Below are 17,668 nucleotides of genomic sequence, written 5' to 3' on the forward strand. Positions count from 1 at the left end.
CTCGGTGAAGAGTGTCGGCATGAGGATCATTGCGGCGGCACTCGCTGCTTTTCTGGTTCTACCCGGGGTCGCGTCCGCAGACTCCTCCTACTGGGAGCTCAAACCGACCGGCACCGATGCCCAGTTCCGGGGCCTGTCCGCGGTGTCCGGGCAGGTTGCGTGGGTCAGTGGCTCGAAGGGCACCGTCCTGCGCACCACGAACGGCGGTGCCAAGTGGGAGTCGGTCGGCCCGCCCGGCACCGAGGCGTTGGAGTTCCGCGACATCGAGGCCTTCGACGCGCGCAACGCCGTGACGCTGTCGATCGGGCCTGGTGAGTCGTCGCGGATCTACCGCACGTCCGATGGCGGTAAGACGTGGCAGGAGTCGTTTCGCAACACCGACCCGAACGCGTTCTACGACTGTGTGGCGTTCTTCGACCGGTTCCGCGGGCTGGCGCTGAGCGACCCCGTTGATGGCAAGTTCCGGGTGCTTAGGACGTGGGACGGTGGTCGGTCGTGGCACGTCAACGACACGAAGGGCATGCCGGACGCGTTGCCTGGTGAGTTCGCGTTCGCGGCGTCCGGCCAATGTGTGACGACGGCCGGTAACCACGCGTGGATCGCTACCGGCGGCGGGGCGAAGGCACGGGTGTTGGAGTCGCGGGACGGTGGGCGGTCGTGGAAGGCGTCGGACACGCCGTTGCCGTCAGGGGAGGCTGCCGGGGTGTTCGCGGTGGCGTTCAAGACGCCGTGGCGGGGTGTGGCGATCGGCGGGGACTACAAGAAGCCGACCGATCCGACGCCGGCGTTCGCGACCAACGACGGGCACGGGTGGAAGGCCGGGAAGCAGGCGCCGCTCGGGTATCGGTCGGGCATCGCCTATCGGGGCAACGGACTGGTCGCGGTGGGACCGTCGGGTACGGACACCAGCAAGGACGGCAAGTCCTGGAAGGTTGTGGACACCGGGAGCTTCGACACCGTCGACTGCGTTGGTAACACCTGCTGGGCGTCTGGCGAAAAGGGACGTGTCGGCCGCTCCGCAGCGGGGTAGCCGAAGCAGGTGTTCGAGGGTTTCTCGTTGCGTCGCAGGGACGTTGGCGAGGCCGTGCTGCGAGTGAGGACCGGTGGTGCAGGGCCGCCGGTCCTCCTTCTGCACGGCCACCCTCGGACGCACACGACGTGGCATCGCGTCGCGCCGTTGCTCGCCACGGACCACACGGTTGTGTGTCCGGATCTGCGCGGCTACGGCGAGTCCAGCAAGCCGGGTGACTATTCGAAGCGGGCCATGGCCCGTGACTTCGTGACGCTGATGGACGACCTCGGCCATCAGCGGTTCGCCGTCGTCGGGCACGACCGGGGTGCGGCCGCGGCGATTCGGCTGGCGCTCGATCATCCGGACCGGGTCACGCGGCTCGCGGTGCTGGACGGGCTGCCGATCGGGGCTCATCTCGAACGGTGCGACGCGCGGTTCGCGCGGGCCTGGTACCACTGGTTCTTCCTGGCGCAGCAGGAGCTCGCGGCCGCGATGATCAACGAGAACCCCGATCTCTTCTACGGCGGGCGCTACCACGACACGCCGCTCGCGATGGGGGTCGAGAACTGGGCCGACTTCCAGCGGGCCATCCACGACCCCGCGACGGTGGTCGCGATGTGCGGCGACTACCGGGCTGGGCTGGAGGTCGACCGGCAGCACGACGACGAGGACCGGGCGAACGGGCGCAGGATCACGTGTCCGGTGCTGGCGTTGTGGGCGGCCAAGGACGATCTCGGCGAGTTGTACGAAAATCTCGCGGGCGTGTGGGCCGAATGGGCCGATGACGTGCAGGTACGTGCCCTCGACTGTGGACATCACATGGCCGAGGAAGCGCCCGTTGAGCTGGTGAGGGAGTTACGGACGTTGCTCTGAACGGACCGTTCACAACAGGTGATGTCAAGGTTTCGATGCACACAGGGTTAGGGTTTGTCCGTGGCCATCGCACGTGCCGAACGCCTTGTCAACCTGGTGCTGTGCCTGCTGTCGACCCGTCAGTACCTGACAGCGGAGCGCATCCGCGCCATCGTCCCCGGCTATCACGAAGCGCCGACGGACGAGGCGTTCTTCCGCATGTTCGAAAGGGACAAGTCCGAACTGCGCGATCTCGGCGTGCCGCTGGAGACCGGCCGGCAGTCCAACGTGGAGGGTGCGGAGGACGGGTACCGGATCGCGCGGCGCGACTACGAGCTCGGTGACATCGACCTCGAACCCGACGAGGCGGCCGCGGTGGCGCTGGCGGCCAGGCTCTGGGACTCGCCGCAGCTCACCGGCGCCGTGCACGGGGCGTTGATCAAGCTCAGGGCCGCCGGGGTGGACGTCGACCAGGACGCGCCGGCCGCCGTCGAGCCCAAGGTCCGGGCGAACGAACCCGCGTTCCCGCCGCTGCTGCAGGCCGTGCAGGCCGGGCAGGTGGTCGCGTTCGACTACCGCAAGCCGCCGCCGGGCGGGCAGAAGGAACGCACCGTCGAACCGTGGGGCGTCGTCGCCTGGCGCGGCAAGTGGTACCTCGTGGGCTGGGACCGCGAGCGCGACGACACGCGTTGCTTCCGGCTGTCCAGGGTTGTGGGCACGGTCCGGCCTGTGGGCAAGCCCGGCGCGTTCAAGGTGCCAGAGGGCACCGACCTGATGAGCCTCATCGCGCGCACCGAGGTGGATCCGCACCACACGGCGCCCGCCAAGATCTGGGTGGCCAAGGACCGGGCGCAGGGCCTGCGCCGGCACGCCAAGATCGTCGACGAACGCGACGGCGGCGACGTCGTCGAGATCGACCTGAAGTTCCCCGACTCGGCGGCCAAGTGGCTGGCCGGGTTCGGGCCCGACATCGTGGTGCTGGAACCCGACGTGCTGGCCAAATCGGTCCGCGACCGCCTGCAGGGCGCACTGGAAGGAGCGCGGTGACCGCGTCGAACGAACGGCTGCCGCGGCTGCTCGCACTCGTGCCGTACCTGCTCAACCGGCCCGCGATCACGGTCAAGGAGGCCGCCGCCGACTTCGGCATCACGCCCAAGCAGCTGCGCAAGGACCTCGAGCTGCTGTGGATGTGCGGCCTGCCCGGCTACGGTCCCGGCGATCTGATCGACCTGTCGTTCGAGGGCGAGACGATCACCGTGTCGTTCGACGCGGGCATGAACCGGCCGCTGCGGCTCACCGCGGCCGAGGCGGCGTCGCTGTTGGTGGCCCTCAGGGCGTTGGCGGACACGCCCGGTGTGGTCGACACGGACGCCGTGCAGCGGGCGCTGGCCAAGATCGAGGCCGCGGTCGGCAAGGCGCAGCCCGCGGGCATGGTCGTCGGGCTCGGCGCGTTCGAGCGTGGGGAGACCGCGGAGATCCGGGCCGCCGTGCAGGACGCCGTGAAGCGCGAACGGTCCGTGCGCATCCGCTACTACTCGCAGTCGCACGACGCGATGAGCGACCGTGTGGTCGACCCGATGCGCCTGCTGCTCGTGGAGGGGCGCGGGTACCTCGAAGCGTGGTGCCGCTCGGCGCTCGGCGTGCGGTTGTTCCGGCTCGACCGCATCGACGACGTGGAGGTTCTCGACGAGCCGTCGTCGCCTCCGCCGCACGCCCGATTGACCGATACATCGGAGGGGTTGTTCCAACCGCGAGATGATCAGAAGATCGCGGTCCTGCTCCTCGAACCGGACGCGCACTGGGTCGCGGAGTACTACCCGGTCGACCACGCGGCGGAGCTGTCGGACGGCCGCACGCGTGTCCTCATGCGCTACGACGACCCGTCCTGGATGGTCCGTCTGCTCCTCGGACTGGGCGGGGACGTGCACGTAGAGCAGCCGGTCGAGCTCGCGGACGAGGTCGTGCGGCAGGCCCGCGAGGCGTTGCGGCGGGCAGATGACCTGCTGTCCACCCAGGACGTATAACGTGTGCTCGTGCCGTCAACACCGACCCTCGCGCTGATCGCGATCGGCCTGATCGTGCTGGTCGCGATCTCGGTCCGAGTCATCCGATCCTTGCGTCGATTCGCCCGCACCCGCACTCTGGTGAGGGACAGGGTCGGCGATCGCGTCGGACTGCTGAAGGCGCGGACTGCCGCGCTGAAGGTGGCCTTCGCGCAGCGGCGGCGTCCGGTACAGGCCCGCACCAGGGCAAACCCCGCGTACGATCGTCGTGGCGGGGGAGACAGGAGGATCACCCATGGGTAACCTCGGACCCACCGAGCTGATCATCATCGCAGTGGTGATCATTCTGCTGTTCGGTGCGAAGAAGCTTCCCGATATGGCCCGTTCGCTCGGCAAGTCGGCGAAGATCTTCAAGGCCGAGACCAAGGGCCTGCGCGACCAGGACGCGGACGACGCGCCGGTCCAGCAGCAGCCCGTGCAGCAGCCGATCCAGCAGCTGCCGCCGGCCCAGCCGCAGGTCCAGCAGCAGCCCCAGGTCGCTCCTCCCATCGAGCAGACCACCCAGAACAAGGCCAACAACTGACCTTGCGGTCTCCTGACTTGTAAGGACGGTTAGCGCGGTGGCAAGTCCGTTCCGGTGGATGGCCGAGCGCCGGGAACGCGGCAAGCGCCGTCGGGGCAACGCCGACGGCACCATGTCGCTCAAAGAGCACCTCTACGAGCTGCGGCATCGGCTCGGCATGGCGATGTTGATCATCACCATCGGTGCCATCTTCGGCTGGATCTGGTTCGCCGTGAAGCTGGGCCCGATCCCGTCGCTCGGCGACATCATGACCGGCCCGTACTGCCAGCCGGATCTCGCGCCGTACCGGGTCCAGTTCCCCGGTGAGACCGGCTGCCGGCTGCTGCAGACGGAGCCGTTCGAGAGCTTCATGATCCGGCTGCAGGTGGGTGCGGCGGCCGGTGCGGTGCTGCTCAGCCCGTTCTGGCTGTACCAGTTCTGGGCGTTCATCACGCCCGGCCTGTACCAGAAGGAGCGCAAGTTCGCGCGCACCTTCGTCGGCTTCGCCGCGGTCCTGTTCGCGGCCGGCGCCGTGCTGGCCTACTGGGTCGTGCCGCAGGGCCTGCAGGTGCTGATCAGCTTCGGTGGTGACCAGTTCATCACGGCGCTGACCGGTGGCAAGTACGTCTCGTTCATCATCACGATGCTGTTCATCTTCGGCGTGAGCTTCGAGCTGCCCCTGGTGGTCGTGATGCTGAACCGCGCGGGCGTGATCTCGTACGAGACGCTGAACAAGTGGCGGCGCGGCCTGCTGATGGGCCTGTTCGTGTTCGCCGCGGTCGCGACGCCGGGCACCGACCCGATCTCGATGGTCGCGCTGGCGCTCGCGCTCGCGCTGCTGTTCGAGATGGCGATCCAGATCGCCCGTCTCCACGACAAGCGCCAGGCCAAGCTGCGCGCGGCCGAGGGCTGGGACGCTCTCGACGACGACGAGGCAGCGCCGTTCAACTACGTGCCGTCCGACGCCGATGGCAACGACCCCGGCGAGAAGGCGGTCGCTTCGGACACCTCGAAGCGCGTGAACTACGACGACGCCACGTGACGCGGGCAGCCCTGCTGGTCTGCCCGGCGTCGGGCAAGGGGCGGGCGGCCCGGATGGCCGGGTCGACCGCCGCCGGGCTGCGTCCGCACGTGTCGTCGCTGACGCAGCTCGTCGCGCACGACGCCGCCGGGACGTTGGCGATGGCCCGCGAGGCGGTCGCCGACGGGGTCGACCTGCTGGTCGTGCTCGGCGGTGACGGTGCCGCCCACCTGGGCATCCAGGCGTGCGCGGGCACGTCGACGGCGCTGGGCATCGTCCCGGCTGGCACCGGCAACGACCTCGCGACCGCGATCGGGTCCGCGTCGGTCGAGGACGTCGTGCACGGCACCCGCAGGACGCTGGACCTCGGGCGGCTGTCGACGGGGCAGTGGTTCGCGACGGTGCTGTGCGCCGGGTTCGACTCCGCGGTCAACGAGCGGGCGAACGCGATGCGCTGGCCCGCCGGTCCACGCCGCTACGACCTCGCGGTCCTGGCAGAGCTGGCGTCGCTGAAGTCGGCTCCGCTGCTGGTCAGGACCGAGACCGACACGTACTCACTGGACGCGACGCTGGTGGCGGTCGGGAACACGCCGAACTACGGCGGCGGCATCCCGGTGTGCCCCGGCGCCGACGCGTCGGACGGCCTGTTCGACGTCACGGTGGTGGAGCACGCGAGCCGGTCGATGCTGATGCGGATGCTGCCGACGTTGCGCACGGGTAAGCACACCGAACACCCGGCCGTGCGGACGTTCCGCGCGCGTGAGGTGTCGTTGTCCGGTGGCAACGGGTGGATCGCTTACGCCGACGGCGAACGCCAGGAGGCGCTGCCCGTCTCGGTTCGCACGGTTCCAGGCGCTCTCACAGTTGTGGGTCGGTAGATTACGGGGCTGTTCGTTCCGCTTTCTGTTTTCGGTGGGGATGCATGGAAACGCTTGAGTTCCAGTCCGAGGCACGCCAGCTGCTGCAGCTGATGATCCACTCGATCTACTCGAACAAGGACACGTTCCTGCGCGAGCTCGTGTCGAACGCCTCCGACGCACTGGACAAGCTGCGGCTGGAGTCGTTCCGCGACAAGGACATGCAGGTCGACGTCGACGACCTGCACATCGTGATCGAGTCCGATCCGGCCGAGCGCACGCTGACCGTGCGCGACAACGGCATCGGCATGACGCACGAGGACGTCGTGCGGCTCATCGGCACGATCGCCAAGTCCGGCACCGCGGAGTTCCTGAAGCAGCTCAAGGAACAGCAGTCGTCGAGCTCGGACCTGATCGGCCAGTTCGGCATCGGCTTCTACTCGTCGTTCATGGTGGCCGACAAGGTCACCCTCGTGACGAAGTACCCGCACGCGGAGAAGGGCGTCCGCTGGGAGTCGACCGGCGAGAGCACCTACACGATCGAGGACGTCGAGGACGCGCCGCAGGGCACGTCGGTCACGTTGCACCTCAAGCCGTCCGACGACGAGGACAAGCTGCCGGACTACACCGAGCCGGCGAAGATCCGCGAGATCGTCAAGCGGTACTCGGACTTCATCACCTGGCCCGTGCGGCTCGGCGGCGAGGACATCAACTCCCGCAAGGCCCTGTGGGCACGCCCGGCCTCCGAGGTGACGCCCGAGGAGTACGCGGAGTTCTACCGGCACATCAGCCACGACTGGAACGCGCCGCTCGAGACCATCCGCATGCAGGCGGAGGGCACGTTCGAGTACCAGGCGCTGCTGTTCCTGCCGGCCCAGGCGCCGCTGGACCTGTTCATGCGGGACGGCAAGCGCGGTGTGCAGCTCTACGTGAAGCGCGTCTTCATCATGGAAGACTGCGCCGAGCTGATGCCGGAGTACCTGCGCTTCGTGAAGGGCGTCGTCGACGCCGCCGACCTGTCGCTGAACGTCTCGCGCGAGATCCTGCAGCAGGACCGCCAGATCCAGCTGATGCGCCGCCGGCTGGTGAAGAAGGTGCTGTCGTCGATCAAGTCGCTGCAGTCGTCGCGCGCCGAGGACTACGCCAAGCTGTGGGGCGAGGTCGGCGCCGCGCTGAAGGAGGGCCTGCTCTCCGACGCTGACAACCGCGACGCGATCCTCGAGGTCTGCTCGTTCGCCTCGACGCACTCCGCGGACTCGCTGACGACGCTCGCCGAGTACGTGTCGCGGATGAAGGACGGCCAGGAGCACATCTACTTCATGACCGGCGACTCGCGGCTGGCCGTGGAGAACTCGCCGCATCTGGAAGCGTTGCGCGCCAAGGGCTTCGAGGTGCTGATCCTGACCGACCCGATCGACGAGATGTGGGTCGACTCGGTGCCGGCCTTCGACGGCAGGCAGTTCCAGTCCGTCGCCAAGGGACAGGTGGACCTGGAGACGGAGGAGGAGAAGTCGGCCGCGGCGGAGAAAGCCGAGGAGTTCGGCGACCTGCTCTCGTGGATGGGCTCCTCTCTTGAGGAGAACGTCAAGGAGGTGCGGCTGTCCACGCGCCTCACGACCTCGCCGGCGTGCGTGGTGGGCGACGCGCACGACATCACTCCGACGCTGGAGAAGATGTACAAGGCGATGGGCCAGGAGCTGCCGAAGATCAAGCGGATCCTGGAGCTCAACCCGTCGCACCCGCTGGTCGAGGGCCTGCACAAGGCGTTCGCGGACGGTGAACGGGAGTCGCTCGCGGACACCGCGGAGCTGATCTACGGGCTGGCGTTGCTGGCAGAGGGCGGCGAGCTCGCCGACCCGTCGCGGTTCGTGAAGCTGGTCGCGGACCGGGTGCAGCGCACGTTCTGACCACAAGCCATGAACGGCGCTTTCGTGGACTTCAGGTCCACGAAAGCGCCGTTCATGGTTCTCTGTGGTTTCAGTGTGGGTTGAAGTTAATCTATCTTGGCGGCGATTGTCGGTGCGATGTGAAAGCCTGATGGGGTGTCACGTGCTTCGCGGTCCCCGGCCGAGGCCTACGCCGACTCTCGGCGTCGCGCTGAACGGCCCAAGCTGACCGACTTCGGCTCCGTCATCTCGTTCGAGCTGGACCCGTTCCAGCGCCAGGCCTGCGAGGCCCTGGAGGACGGTCATGGCGTGCTCGTGTGCGCCCCGACGGGTGCCGGCAAGACCGTCGTGGGCGAGTTCGCCGTGCACCTCGCGTTGACCGAGGGCCGCAAGTGCTTCTACACGACGCCGATCAAGGCGCTGTCGAACCAGAAGTTCGCCGATCTCACCGCGCGGTACGGGGCGGAGAGCATCGGCCTGCTCACCGGTGACACGAGCGTCAACGGCAACGCGCCCGTGGTCGTCATGACCACCGAGGTGCTGCGGAACATGCTGTACTCGGGTTCGTCCACTCTGGACGGACTCGCGTACGTCGTGATGGACGAGGTGCACTACCTCGCCGACAGGTTCCGCGGTCCGGTGTGGGAAGAGGTCATCCTGCACCTGCCGGAGCACGTGCAGGTCGTCGGTCTGTCCGCGACGGTCAGCAACGCCGAGGAGTTCGGCGAGTGGCTGGTCGAGGTGCGCGGCGACACGACCGTGGTGGTCGACGAGCACCGGCCCGTGCCGCTGTGGCAGCACATGCTGGTGGGCAACCAGATGCTCGACCTGTTCGAGGGCGACGAGACGCACGCGCGGATCAACTCGCAGGTGCTGCGCAAGACCGAGGAGCTGACGCGGTACCACGTGCCGTTCAGTCGCGGGCGCAACCGGAACAGCGGGGTGCGGGCGCCGCGCAACACCGGGTTCAAGCCGCCGTCGCGCACCGACATGATCCAGCGGATGGACGCGGCCAGTCTCCTGCCGGCGATCGTGTTCGTGTTCAGCCGCGCCGGTTGTGACGCGGCGGTCGCGCAGACCGCGCGAGCCGGGCTGCGGCTCAACTCGCCGGAGGAGACCGAGCAGGTCCGCCGGATCATCGACGAGAAGACGCGCGACCTGCCGGAGGCCGACCTCGGCGTGCTGGGCTTCTGGGAGTGGCGTGAGGCGCTGGAGCGCGGCATCGCGTCGCACCACGCCGGGCTGCTGCCCGCGTTCAAGGAGACGGTCGAGGAGCTGTTCGTCCGCGGGCTCGTCAAGGTCGTGTTCGCGACCGAGACGCTCGCGCTGGGCATCAACATGCCCGCGCGGACGGTCGTGCTCGAGAAGCTCGTGAAGTACAACGGCGAGGCGCACGTCGACCTCACGCCGGGCGAGTACACGCAGCTCACCGGCCGGGCGGGGCGTCGTGGCATCGACGTCGAGGGGCACGCCGTCGTCGTCTGGCAGCCCGGGATCGACCCGAAGGCGGTCGGCGGGCTCGCGTCCACGCGCACGTACCCGCTGCGGTCGAGCTTCCGGCCCGGCTACAACATGGCCGTCAACCTCGTGCACCAGCTGGGCGCGTCGGCCGCCCGCGAGATCCTGGAGCAGTCGTTCGCGCAGTTCCAGGCCGACCGGTCGGTCGTCGGCCTGGCGCGCCGCATCGAGCGCAACAAGGAGGCCCTGGCGGGCTACACCGAGGCGATGACGTGCCACCTCGGCGACTTCACCGAGTACGCGTCGCTGCGCCGCCGGGTCGGGGACCGCGAGAAGCAGCTGGCCAAGCAGAACACCAACGCGCGCCGCATCGAGACGGCCAAGTCGCTGGAGCGGCTGCGCAAGGGTGACGTGATCGCGGTGCCGTCCGGCCGCCGGTCCGGGCTCGCCGTCGTCATCGACCCCGGCCTCGAACCGCTGGGCGAGGCGCGGCCGCTGGTCGTCACCGAGGACCGCTGGTCCGGGCGGCTGACGTCGGCCGACTTCCCGGCGCCGGTCGAGGTGCTGGGCCACATCCGGCTGCCCAAGCAGGTCGACGTGCGCTCGCCCAAGTCGCGGCGCGACCTCGCGTCGACCGTCCGCAACACCGGCATCACGGTGCCGTCGCGGGGCCGCAAGCAGACCACCGCGGACGACGACCCCGAGCTCGCGACGCTGCGCCGGGCCCTGCGCGTGCACCCGTGCCACGGCTGTGACCAGCGCGAGGACCACGCGCGGTGGGGCGAGCGGTACCACCGGCTGCTGGCCGAGACCGAGCAGCTGGAGCGCAAGGTCGCGGCCACCACGCACTCGCTGGCGCGTCAGTTCGACCGCATCCGGGCGTTGCTGCGCGAACGCGGCTACCTCAGCGAGACCGAGGAGGTCACGCCGGACGGCAAGCGCCTGACCAGGCTCTACAGCGAGTCGGACCTGCTCGCCGCCGAGTGCCTGCGCCACGGCGTGTGGAAGGGCCTCAAGCCGGAGGAGCTCGCGGCGGTGGTGTCGTCGCTGGTCTACGAGGCGCGCCGGGACGGTCCGGTCGAGGCGCGGCTGCCGCAGGGAGCGGTGTCGGACGCGATGCTCAAGACCGTGCGGCTGTGGGCGGAGATCGAGGACGACGAGCGCCGGCTCAAGCTGGAACGCATCACCCGCCAGCCGGATCCGGGCTTCGCGTGGCCGGTGTACCGCTGGGCGCGCGGCGAGTCGCTGGAGAAGGTGCTCAGCGCCGCCGAGGCCGGTGGCAACGAGCTCGGCGCCGGCGACTTCGTGCGCTGGTGCCGGCAGGTGATCGACCTTTTGGACCAGATCCGTGAGGTGGTCGGCCGACAGGACCCCGTCGGAACGGCCGCAGCCAAGGCGGTCGACGCGCTGCGCCGCGGAGTTGTGGCGATGATGTGACCCAGAGCTGTGACCCAGCCCTGACGAAGGTTTTGCGAGTCGGAGTAAAGACTGACGTCAACGGTGTGATTGGATCGCGCCGCAACGTCGTACACACGGAGGTCGACAGATGAGCAGCCCGTACGGACCGTCCGGAGGGAACGATCCGCAGCAGCCCTGGGGCCAGCCGCAACAGCCGCAGCAGCCCTACGGAGGCGGGTTCCCTCCCGGCACCCCGTCCGGCGGCTTCCCGGCTCAGAACCCCTACGGCCAGCCGCAGCCCCAGCCGGGTCAGCAGCCGTACCCCGGTTTCGATCCGTCGCAGCAGCAGACGCAGCAGTACGGCGTGCCCCAGCAGCCGCAGTCGAACCCGTACGGCACGCCCGCGCAGGACCCGTACGGCCAGCAGACGCAGCAGTACGGCGTGCCTGGCCAGCAGCAGCCCAACCCGTACGGCCAGCAGCCGGGCTACGGCCCGCCGGTGCCGCCCAAGAAGAAGTCCAGCGCGGCCATCTGGGTCGCCGCGGTGGTCGTCGTGCTGCTCGTCGGTGGCGTGCTGTTCACCGGCTTCGTGGCACCGGCGTTCTTCAAGAAGAAGATCTTCGACAACACCGCCGTGCAGACCGGCATCGTCCAGATCCTCAAGGACGAGTACAAGATCTCCGACGTCGGCAGCGCGACCTGCACCGGCGAGAACGAGGTCAAGCCCAACACCTCGTTCGAGTGCAAGGTCCAGGTCGGCGGCAAGGACAAGAAGGTCAAGATCGTCGTCAAGACCGAGGACGGCGAGTACGAGGTGGGCCAGCCCACCGGCTGATCCGTTCCTCCGCGGAAACTGAGGTGCGCCCGCGGTCGTGCTGAGACACGATCGCGGGCGTGACCGAGATCCGTGTTCTCCACGACGAAGCGCAGTTCCGCGCGCACACCACGGTGTTCCGCCGCGCGATGCACATGGCGCCTCCCTCGGACGACGACTGGAAGGTCGTCCTGCCCTCCTACGAGCCCGATCGCGTGTTCGCCGCGTTCGAGGGTGACGAGATCATCGGGACGACCCAGTCGTACAGCTCCTCTCTTGTGTTGCCTGGTGGCGCCGTTGTGCCGCACGCCGCTATCTCGCGCGTGGGTGTACGCGCTGACTACACGCGTCGCGGCGTGTTGACCGCCCTGATGCGCGAACAACTCTCGACGCTGCCTGATCCGGTGGCCACTCTGCGCGCCTCTGAGGGGCGCATCTACGGCCGGTTCGGCTACGGCCTGGCCGGACGGTGGCGGACCGTCGAGATCGACGCCACGCGGGCGGTGATCCCCGGCGAGATGACCGGCCGCGTGCGGATGATCGACCAGGACACCGCGGACAAGCTGCTGCCGGAGCTGCACGAGGTCATCGGCGTGACGCGGCCCGGCCAGATCGGGCGGTGGCAGGGCTGGTGGGCGCGGGCGCGTGACCGCGGCAGCGAGGCGAAGAACTCGGTCACGATCATCCACAGTGGACCAAGCGGCGACGACGGTTTCCTGACCTACACCACGTCCGAGGACAAGAACCACAGGTGTCGGATGTCCATTGAGGACTTCGTGTGGGCGGACGACGACGTGTGGCGCGACCTGTGGATCTATGCGGTGCGGTTGGACCTCGTCAGCCGGATCGAGGCCGACATCGCCCTGGACGAGCCGGTGTCGTGGCTTTTCGAGGACCCGCGTGCCGTCCACACGAAAGAGTTGTTCGACGAGATCTGGCTGCGGTTGGTCGACGTGCCACGCATGCTGTCCGCCCGCACGTACGGCGCTGCGGACGCCGTCGTGCTGGAGGTCCGGGACGAGTTGCTGCCTGCCAACGAAGGTCGCTACCGGGTGTCGGCGGACGGTGCCGAGCGCACGGACGCGCCCGCCGACATCACGATCCCGGTCGACCTGCTCGGTGCCGTCTACCTCGGCGACACCACGTTCTCGCAACTCGCCGCCACCAAACGGATCGAGGGGACCCGTCTGGCCGACGCCGACGCGTTGTTCGCCGTGGCGCAGAAGCCTTACTGCGGAACGTTCTTCTAGGTCTTGCGGACCGCGCCGGTGAACCCGGCGATGAACAACGTGGCGAAGGCCCACGCCATCAGCCGGAGCACCCAGCCGACGATGGTGAGGGCCTGTCCCGCGCCGGTGTTCGTCGCCTCGCACCGGATGCGCGCGGGTGTGCTGATCAACGGCGTGCCCAGTTCGAGCCCGACGGCGATGCGGTCGATCACGGGGCACGCGACCGGTGCGACGCCCGCCCGTACCTGGACCAGCCCGCCGCCGCCGAGCACGACCGCGAGCACCGCGCCGCCGGCGAGCACCACGAGCAGGCCGAGCAGCGCGCGCCACGGCTGGTAGCCGTAGCCGAGCACGAGGCCGGTGAAGCGCGCCCAGGCACGTTCGGCCCGGCCGGTCATGGCCCGGCTGATCTGGTCACGACGCTGGTCCATCAGGATCCGGCGCGCTTCGCGGTCGTCGCCGACCGCCCGGTACTCGGCGGCCAGGTACTGGTAGGGCTGCGCCGCGTAGAAGGGAGTGCCTTCGCGCAGCAACGTCAGCCACTCCTCGTGGCGCAGGCCGTAGGGAACGCCCCGGTAGCTGAGGCCGTCCACGTAGAGCCGTCGTTGCTGGTCCGAACGGTGTCGCAGGACGGCCGGCGCGAACCGCAGAGAGCCCCGCACCACGACTTCACCCAGGCTGATCACCGCGTCCTCGGCACCGCCACCGACGGCTTCGAAGCCGATCAGCGTCAGGTCCTGGTCGACCTGGAGACCGTCGGCGACCAGCGCGGGTCCCGAATCGTTGTGGATCTTGCCGGTGCACTCGAACCGGCCGAACTTCGCGCCGGGGAGCAGGACGGTCCCTGCCTGACCGCTGCTGGTGGCGGAGAAACCGTTTCCGCAGAACACCGCTCGGTCGACGCGCAGGAGCTCCCCGTTCAGCGCCGGGCCCGAGTCGTTGCGCAGCACCGCTCCGTCGCAGTCGAGATAGCCGGTGACGTGCGCGGTGGCGAGGTCGACCTCACCGGTGGCGTCGAAGCCGTTCCCCATGCGCACGTCGCCGCCGGCCCGGAGTCCTTCCGCGTTGAGCGCGGGTCCCGTGTCGTTGCGCAGCACGGCCTCGTGGAGGAACAGGGAACCCCCGATCTCCAGTTCCGACATCCTGATCGTGCCGAACTCGCCGGCACCCACCGCTTCGAATCCGGCGCAGAGCTGGACGTCGTGAGCGACCCTGGCGCTGTAGAGGTCGAGCGCGGGCCCGTCGGCCGTGCGAAACCGGGCACCCCTGCAGTCCAGCGCGTCGATCCGGGCGCTGGTCAGGTCCACCGCGGTGGACACGTCTCCCTCGACCGACGTGCCGTCGTTGATCCACACCATCGTGGCCGTGAGCCTGGAGGCACTCAGCGGGACGTCGCCGGGGTACTCGAGGTGGCAGCCGGACAACGCGACGCCCGCGAGTCGAGCGTCGCGGGCGTTCATGCCCTCTTCGATGAGGCAGCAGTACAACTCCAGCCAAACCTGGGTGCGGACGTTGCCGAGGTTCAGATGGTCGGAGATGCGCGCGCCGCGCAGACGGATGCCCAGCGGATCGGCGTCCGGGGCGAGGCGGCCGATCATGATGTCCCGGACGACCGACGCGCGGATGGTGCGCGACTCGTCCCAGCTCCTCATCGAGTCCACGTCGACGGGTGAGTCGCCGGCGAGGTCGAACACCTCACCGCGCTCGACGTGGTCGATCAGTTCGCGTTCCACCGGCCGCAGCGCATCCGTCACGTCCTCGCTGTCGTTCGGCGGGAAAAGGCGTTACGGGCGCCGTTCCATCGCGTTCACCAGCCGCGGCACCGAGCTGCCCAGGCCCCAGCGCCGCGTGAGCTCGAGCAGCCGCTCGGGGTCGGCGGGCACGCGCGGCACCTCGTCGTCGCGGTCCTTGACGACCGGCGCGTCCAGGGCCGTGCGAACGACCGTGGGCGCGGCGGCCAGGTAGTCCTCGGCCGCGATGAGCGAGTTGCGGGCCTTGGTGGTGAGCTTGCGGTCCATCGGGTCGGTGACGGCCTTCAGCACGGCGTCCAGCGAGCCGAACTCGGTGATGAGCTTGGCCGCGGTCTTCTCGCCGATGCCCGCGACACCCGGCAGGCCGTCCGAGGGGTCGCCGCGCAGCACGGCCATGTCGGCGTACGCGGAGCCGGCGTTCTCGACGGGCAGCGAGTACTTCGCGGCCAGTTCCTCCGGGCCGAGGATCTCGACCTTGTTCCAGCCGCGGCCCACGTACAGCACGTGCACGGGCGTGGGTTCGAAGCGCACGACCTGGAACATGTCGCGGTCGCCGGTCACCACCTCGACGGGTGAGCGGGTCTCGTGGTGGGCGAGGGCGCCGATGACGTCGTCCGCCTCGTAGCCCGCCGCCTCGCCGGTGCAGATGCCGGCCGCGTCGAGGACGTCGAGGATGATCGGGATCTGCGGCGTCAGGGTGTCCGGGACCTCCTCGGACCCGTCGGTCGCGTCCTCGGCGACACGGTGCGCCTTGTAGGACGGCAGCGCCTTCACCCGGAACTCCGGCCGCCAGTCGGCGTCGAGGCAGGCGACGAGACGGTCGGCGCCGCGGTCGGTGATGACGCGGGCGATCGTGTCGACGAACCCGCGCACGGCGTTCACCGGCGTGCCGTCGGGCGCGGTCATCGAGTCCGGCAGCGCGTAGTACGACCGGAAGTAGAGGCTCGCGGAGTCGAGCAGCACCAGGGGAGAGCTCACAAATGCACAAGCTACTAGGCTTCTCCCCATGGCAACGATCACCGGGCCCATCGACGTGTCCGCGCTGCGTGCGCGGCTTGACCGCGCCTCCACAGCCGCCGAGCAGGCGGGCGTCGACGCCCTCCTCATCTCGCCCGGCTCGGACCTGCGGTACCTGATCGGTGCCGGTGGCGACTCGTTCGAGCGCCTCACCTGCCTCGCGCTGCCCGTGGGCGGCACGCCGACGCTGGTCGTGCCGAAGCTGGAACAGCCCGGTTACGCGGCCATCCCCACTGACGAGCTGGGCGTCCAGGTCGTCACGTGGGTCGACGGCGAGGACCCGTACGCGCTGGTCAAGGCGGCGCTCAAGGGCACCAGGACGGCCGTGGCGGACATGATGCCCGCCCTGCACACCATCAAGCTCGGCAACGCCATCGGCGGCCCGCAGTCGCTGGCCGGCCCGATCATCCGCGAGCTGCGCATGCGCAAGGACGCCGCGGAGATCGCCGCCCTGCGCAAGGCCGGCGCCGCGATCGACCGGGTGCACGCGCGCATGGGCGAGTTCCTCCGTGTGGGCCGCACCGAACGTGAGGTGGCCCGCGACATCGCCGCCGCGATCGTCGAGGAAGGCCACACCGTCGCCGACTTCGTGATCGTCGGCTCCGGCCCGAACGGCGCCTCCCCGCACCACCGCGACTCCGACCGGGTGATCGAGGCCGGGGAGGTCGTCGTCATCGACATCGGCGGCCCGGTGGCCGAGGGCTACAACTCCGACTCGACCCGCACCTACGTGATGGGCGAACCGTCGTACGACGACGTGTGGGACACCTACGCCGTCCTGCAGGCCGCGCAGCAGGCCGCCGTCGACGCCGTCCGGCCGGGCGTGACGTGCGAACAGGTCGACGAAGCCGCGCGCTCCGTCATCGCGGACGCCGGCTTCGGCGAGTACTTCGTCCACCGCACCGGCCACGGCATCGGCCTGGACGTGCACGAGGAGCCCTACATCGTCGGCGGCAACGCGCTGCCGCTGGAACCCGGCATGGCGTTCAGCGTCGAGCCCGGCATCTACCTGCCCGGCCGCTGGGGCGCACGCATCGAGGACATCGTGGTCGCCACCGAGACCGGCGTCGAGTCCTTCAACAACCGACCTCACGAGCTGGTGGTGCTTTGACCCTCGAGCAGATCGACAGAGCGATCCTGAAGGAACTGGCCAGCGACGGCCGGTGCAGTTTCACCGACCTGGCCGAACGGGTGGGCCTCTCCGTCTCCGCGGTCCACCAGCGCGTGAAACGCCTGGAGCAACGCGGCATCGTGAAGGGCTACGCCGCCCGCCTGGACGGCGCCGAGATCGGCCTGCCGATGTCCGCCTTCATCTCGCTCTTCCCGATCAACCCCGCCGAGCCCGACGACTACCCGAAGCGCCTCGAACATCTCTCCGAGATCGAGGCCTGCTACTCGGTGGCGGGCGACGCCTCCTACGTCCTGCGCGTGCGGGTGGCCTCACCCACGGCGCTGGAGGAACTTCTGCAGAAGATCCGGGAGTCCGCGAACGTCTCCACGCGCACGACCGTGGTCCTCTCCACGCCCTACGAGGACCGTCCGCCGTCGGTCTGAACCTGGCCGTCGGCCAGCACGAGCACGCGGTCGGCAACGGCGTGCACGGCGTCGTGGTGCGTGGCGATCAGCACCGCGGCGCCGTCGTCCGCGACCCGCCGCAGCAACCCCACGGCGGCCACCGCGCTGGCGGCGTCCAAGTGCGCCGTCGGCTCATCAGCGAGCAACACGGCAGGCCGAGTCACCACGGCCCGGGCCAAGGCCGCCCGTTGCTGCTGCCCGAACGACACCTGCCCCGGATACCGCGCCCCCAG

17 protein-coding genes are annotated in these 17,668 nt (G+C 69.3%); 14 read left to right on the plus strand and 3 right to left on the minus strand.

The features are described from left to right. Nucleotides 1–19: 19 nt before the first annotated feature. The 12 genes from B0F77_RS33380 to B0F77_RS33435 all read left to right on the plus strand — a co-directional run bounded on the left by B0F77_RS33380 (nt 20) and on the right by B0F77_RS33435 (nt 13,113). Nucleotides 20–1,030, plus strand: coding sequence for a beta propeller repeat protein (locus B0F77_RS33380; RefSeq protein WP_086667011.1), 1,011 nt, complete (start codon nt 20–22; stop codon nt 1,028–1,030). A gap of 27 nt (nt 1,031–1,057) precedes the next feature. Beyond that, nucleotides 1,058–1,885, plus strand: coding sequence for an alpha/beta fold hydrolase (locus B0F77_RS33385; protein ID WP_245848961.1), 828 nt, complete (start codon nt 1,058–1,060; stop codon nt 1,883–1,885). A 60-nt stretch (nt 1,886–1,945) separates the two neighbouring features. After that, nucleotides 1,946–2,911 carry a helix-turn-helix transcriptional regulator gene (locus B0F77_RS33390; RefSeq protein WP_086667027.1) on the plus strand — a complete coding sequence of 322 codons (966 nt, stop codon included), beginning with the start codon at nt 1,946–1,948 and terminating at the stop codon, nt 2,909–2,911. Next, entirely contained in the window at nt 2,908–3,888 is a 981-nt protein-coding gene (locus tag B0F77_RS33395) for a helix-turn-helix transcriptional regulator (protein ID WP_086667013.1), read from the plus strand. Before B0F77_RS33390 ends, B0F77_RS33395 begins: the two co-directional genes overlap by 4 nt. Nucleotides 3,889–3,897: 9 nt before the next feature. Beyond that, the gene (locus tag B0F77_RS33400; RefSeq protein ID WP_169731018.1) at nt 3,898–4,170 is read left to right on the plus strand and encodes a bacteriophage holin; all 273 of its coding nucleotides are present in this window, start codon (nt 3,898–3,900) and stop codon (nt 4,168–4,170) included. Further along, complete coding sequence (tatA, locus tag B0F77_RS33405) at nt 4,163–4,450, plus strand: Sec-independent protein translocase subunit TatA (RefSeq protein ID WP_086667014.1); 288 nt, start codon at nt 4,163–4,165, stop codon at nt 4,448–4,450. Before B0F77_RS33400 ends, tatA begins: the two co-directional genes overlap by 8 nt. A 58-nt stretch (nt 4,451–4,508) precedes the next feature. Further along, nucleotides 4,509–5,471 carry a twin-arginine translocase subunit TatC gene (gene tatC / locus B0F77_RS33410; RefSeq protein WP_086667015.1) on the plus strand — a complete coding sequence of 321 codons (963 nt, stop codon included), beginning with the start codon at nt 4,509–4,511 and terminating at the stop codon, nt 5,469–5,471. Continuing rightward, on the plus strand, nt 5,468–6,328 hold the full coding sequence (locus B0F77_RS33415) for a diacylglycerol kinase family protein (protein ID WP_086667016.1): 861 nt from the start codon (nt 5,468–5,470) through the stop codon (nt 6,326–6,328). Before tatC ends, B0F77_RS33415 begins: the two co-directional genes overlap by 4 nt. 44 nt (nt 6,329–6,372) lie before the next feature. Further along, on the plus strand, nt 6,373–8,214 hold the full coding sequence (gene htpG / locus B0F77_RS33420) for a molecular chaperone HtpG (protein WP_086667017.1): 1,842 nt from the start codon (nt 6,373–6,375) through the stop codon (nt 8,212–8,214). Nucleotides 8,215–8,349: 135 nt separating this feature from the next. Beyond that, a complete protein-coding gene (locus B0F77_RS33425) occupies nt 8,350–11,088 on the plus strand; it encodes a DEAD/DEAH box helicase (RefSeq protein WP_086667018.1) in 2,739 nt (912 codons plus the stop codon). A gap of 109 nt (nt 11,089–11,197) precedes the next feature. Then, nucleotides 11,198–11,884 (plus strand): DUF4333 domain-containing protein, encoded by a 687-nt coding sequence (locus B0F77_RS33430; RefSeq protein WP_086667019.1) that lies wholly within the window; start codon nt 11,198–11,200, stop codon nt 11,882–11,884. Nucleotides 11,885–11,943: 59 nt separating this feature from the next. Continuing rightward, the gene (locus B0F77_RS33435; protein ID WP_158102886.1) at nt 11,944–13,113 is read left to right on the plus strand and encodes a GNAT family N-acetyltransferase; all 1,170 of its coding nucleotides are present in this window, start codon (nt 11,944–11,946) and stop codon (nt 13,111–13,113) included. On the opposite strand, the gene B0F77_RS33440 is transcribed toward B0F77_RS33435, so the two are convergent. Both B0F77_RS33440 and B0F77_RS33445 read right to left on the minus strand, forming a co-directional pair. Further along, nucleotides 13,110–14,846 (minus strand): hypothetical protein, encoded by a 1,737-nt coding sequence (locus B0F77_RS33440; protein ID WP_086667021.1) that lies wholly within the window; start codon nt 14,844–14,846, stop codon nt 13,110–13,112. The two genes, B0F77_RS33435 and B0F77_RS33440, sit on opposite strands and share 4 nt — an antisense overlap. 30 nt (nt 14,847–14,876) lie before the next feature. Further along, nucleotides 14,877–15,821 (minus strand): 5'-3' exonuclease, encoded by a 945-nt coding sequence (locus tag B0F77_RS33445; RefSeq protein WP_086667022.1) that lies wholly within the window; start codon nt 15,819–15,821, stop codon nt 14,877–14,879. Nucleotides 15,822–15,849: 28 nt separating this feature from the next. Between B0F77_RS33445 and B0F77_RS33450 the strand changes: the two genes are divergently transcribed. Continuing rightward, nucleotides 15,850–16,971 carry a M24 family metallopeptidase gene (locus B0F77_RS33450; protein WP_086667023.1) on the plus strand — a complete coding sequence of 374 codons (1,122 nt, stop codon included), beginning with the start codon at nt 15,850–15,852 and terminating at the stop codon, nt 16,969–16,971. Continuing rightward, nucleotides 16,968–17,414 (plus strand): Lrp/AsnC family transcriptional regulator, encoded by a 447-nt coding sequence (locus tag B0F77_RS33455; protein ID WP_045313945.1) that lies wholly within the window; start codon nt 16,968–16,970, stop codon nt 17,412–17,414. Before B0F77_RS33450 ends, B0F77_RS33455 begins: the two co-directional genes overlap by 4 nt. Here B0F77_RS33455 and B0F77_RS33460 read toward each other — a convergent pair. Further along, nucleotides 17,387–17,668 (minus strand): ATP-binding cassette domain-containing protein (locus B0F77_RS33460; protein WP_143467013.1); only part of this gene is annotated, 282 nt, incomplete at its 5' end. The two genes, B0F77_RS33455 and B0F77_RS33460, sit on opposite strands and share 28 nt — an antisense overlap.

The organism is Lentzea kentuckyensis, from assembly GCF_002150765.1.
Taxonomy (GTDB): Bacteria; Actinomycetota; Actinomycetes; order Mycobacteriales; family Pseudonocardiaceae; genus Lentzea; species Lentzea kentuckyensis.